Raw genomic sequence first — 2,535 nt, forward strand, 5'->3', positions numbered from 1 at the left:
TATAGAATTCAATTCATGTTATATAAATCAATTGTTAGAAAGGAACAGATGTAATGAATCAAATTTCATTTGAAGATTTATTTGAAGAAGAAAAAGAAAAGGTGGAGGTAGCTGAGGTATGTAAGGTACCAGCCCCTTTATCACCATTACAAAAAGATATTTTAGAATTAATTGATTCTGAAGAAATAAGTGCGCTTGAGCTATGTGAACGATTAATACGATCGGGTAAAATACCCGATGAAAGATTCACTACGAATAAGCCTAAAGCATATGGACAAGTATGTTTACTATTAGAAGGTTTTGTTACAGAAGGAAAACTTATTTTTATCAAAGATGATGAGAAAAGAGATAGGGTATATAAATTGAAAGAAGAAGTTTGAGATGTATAGTGGGAGATGAATGATTGGTTTCCTTTAACTTGCAGCTCCGTTAGTCTAGTAATGTCCACAAAAAAGGTGTCAATCTCTCCTACATTGACACCTTCATACTTTTAACACCTTACATACTTACGCTTAAAACCAAGTCTTCCTCTATCTAGTTCTTTCTGAATACTTTCAGAAGCATTTAACAAACTGCTTTTTTTATTATCACGTTTGACTTCAACTATACCAACTTCTTTTGCAATCTCGACTGCTTTTTCGTGTAGTGGTACATATGAAATTGCCACGGTGTTTAGGAAATTATTCATAGCGGATTTTGTTCGTTCTGGAGAATGATGAATTGTATCTTTCACCATTTCAAGCATATCGGAAATTTTACTTTCGGAAAATTCATTGTCTTTGCGATTTCCTAAAAGCCAACAGTAGCAACTCCATCCGGCAGACATTTTAAGCTCGTCCCCACTTGCAATCCATTTATCAGCAACATCTTGTGCAATATTTGACTCCGATAAAGTTACTGCCACTACATAATCAGATAGCATATAAAAATATGCCCCGTCTATCCAGCGATCAAAATCAGACTTACTCATAGCTTTTGGATCGGCAATAATACCTGCAAAGTACATAGCATCGTAGTTACCTGTGGCATAAAGCTCTTCAGCTAACTCTTGATTTAATTTTATTTTTTTAGCGATTGGTTTCATAGCACCTGTAGCTACTCCGAATACTGGCTCATGCGCACCGTTAGATATGTATATTTTTTTCGTTCGTTCCTTACCTAGAGATTCAAGTTCTTGCATAACTGTTTTAAAATCCATAGTTGTGCAACTTCCTTTCTTCATGTGAAAGCCTTTTTAAGCCTTTCGTATTTCATGTGTTAATACTAATTGTATTCAAGGGGTATGTCTACTTTCTAAAAGTATCGAAACCGGTTAGTAATTTTGAAGGTTTTGATTTTGTGACTGCTACAAGCTATCTATAATGGTAAGAAGGTCACTGTAAGGTAAGGAAGAATGAAAAGTATGTATAGTTTTTCCAGTGAATATTTGGTATGATGGTGAATGGGAAAAATATACAAGTTGTTAGTGGTTCATAAAAGGGGGATTGAATTGAAAAGAACACCTGAATTCGTATTAGGTTTAATTGGTGGCATTTTGGGAATTATTATTTCCATAATATTAATAGTTGTAGCGTTTAATATTATGGAAGGTGTTGATTACGAACTTTTAGCTTATTACTCTATTATTTTAACGGTTCAAATAGGATTGTTCATTTTATCGTGTTTAGTAAACAAGGTTAATAATAAAGTTTATGGAGTTTGTATGATTGTGATTCCTATAGTTATGTTATTTATGTCATTATTCTTTTTACTTATTCCGACAATTTTACAAATTATATCTGGTTCATTTGCATTTAGGACATTAAAGTTAGAATCGAATGTAAGCTAAATATAATTATTAACGTCTGAATATTCGGTTTTTTAAACATTTTCGTTTGCAGTTCAAATTAACATAAAGTACAAAGTTGTACGCTTTAGGAGGAGAAATAGATGATTATTTGGTCTGGTTGGGGTTTTTTAGTCGCAATTATTGTAATTATTAATACTCTTTTGGGTAAGGCTATCTTTGGATCTATAACGGGGGACGCTACATATTTTCAAGACCATAGTTGGCCAATGGCGGTAATGTTTATTATATCAGGGGTTATGTCTTGGTATTTAGGTAAATATATTAATAAGCCAGATGGGAAAGTTTATATAGATGCCGAAACTGGTGAAAAAGTTATGTTTAACAAAAAGCACTCATTATTTTTTATAAAAATGGAATATTGGGGACCGATTCTAGGAGTTATTGCGATTGTAACTTTAATTACAAGATAAAAAAAGAGGATGGGTATAGCAAGAGTAATCTATTCAAGTAGAAGGAGAAATCAGTCATGAATGCAAAGAAACTACTAGGGGTAGCAGTTCCGGTCATGTTGTTATTTGGTTGTGGAGTTTCTGAGAAAACGAACACTTCTAAACAGGAGAAAACGGAAGAGTCTAAAGTAAAAGAATCGAAGTCTAATAGTAAGAAAGAAAAAGTTTCAAAGGAAGACTATCCTAATAAAGTGTATAAATTAGGAGTAGAGTTTGATAAGTTGTTTGCGGAGCATA

At 32.9% G+C, this 2,535-nt stretch carries 5 protein-coding genes; 4 read left to right on the plus strand and 1 reads right to left on the minus strand.

What is annotated here, in order from left to right; translation table 11 throughout:
* Positions 1–53 precede the first annotated feature (53 nt).
* Positions 54–380 carry a DUF3895 domain-containing protein gene (locus tag ACQGS6_RS26320; RefSeq protein WP_001071909.1) on the plus strand — a complete coding sequence of 109 codons (327 nt, stop codon included), beginning with the start codon at positions 54–56 and terminating at the stop codon, positions 378–380.
* 110 nt (positions 381–490) lie between these two features.
* On the opposite strand, the gene ACQGS6_RS26325 is transcribed toward ACQGS6_RS26320, so the two are convergent.
* Positions 491–1,198, minus strand: a complete 708-nt coding sequence (locus ACQGS6_RS26325; RefSeq protein WP_000346352.1) for a DNA alkylation repair protein — start codon at positions 1,196–1,198, stop codon at positions 491–493.
* Between the two features lie 291 nt (positions 1,199–1,489).
* Between ACQGS6_RS26325 and ACQGS6_RS26330 the strand changes: the two genes are divergently transcribed.
* The 3 genes from ACQGS6_RS26330 to ACQGS6_RS26340 all read left to right on the plus strand — a co-directional run.
* The gene (locus ACQGS6_RS26330) at positions 1,490–1,828 is read left to right on the plus strand and encodes a DUF4064 domain-containing protein (protein ID WP_000831724.1); all 339 of its coding nucleotides are present in this window, start codon (positions 1,490–1,492) and stop codon (positions 1,826–1,828) included.
* A 101-nt stretch (positions 1,829–1,929) separates the two neighbouring features.
* A complete protein-coding gene (locus ACQGS6_RS26335; protein WP_000587853.1) occupies positions 1,930–2,259 on the plus strand; it encodes a hypothetical protein in 330 nt (109 codons plus the stop codon).
* A gap of 56 nt (positions 2,260–2,315) precedes the next feature.
* Positions 2,316–2,535, plus strand: a 220-nt coding sequence (locus ACQGS6_RS26340) for a DUF7018 domain-containing (lipo)protein (RefSeq protein ID WP_426965864.1), incomplete at its 3' end; no start/stop codon positions are given.

The sequence above is a fragment of the Bacillus sp. GMs2/2 genome (assembly GCF_050172095.1).
Lineage (GTDB): Bacteria > Bacillota > Bacilli > Bacillales > Bacillaceae_G > Bacillus_A > Bacillus_A cereus.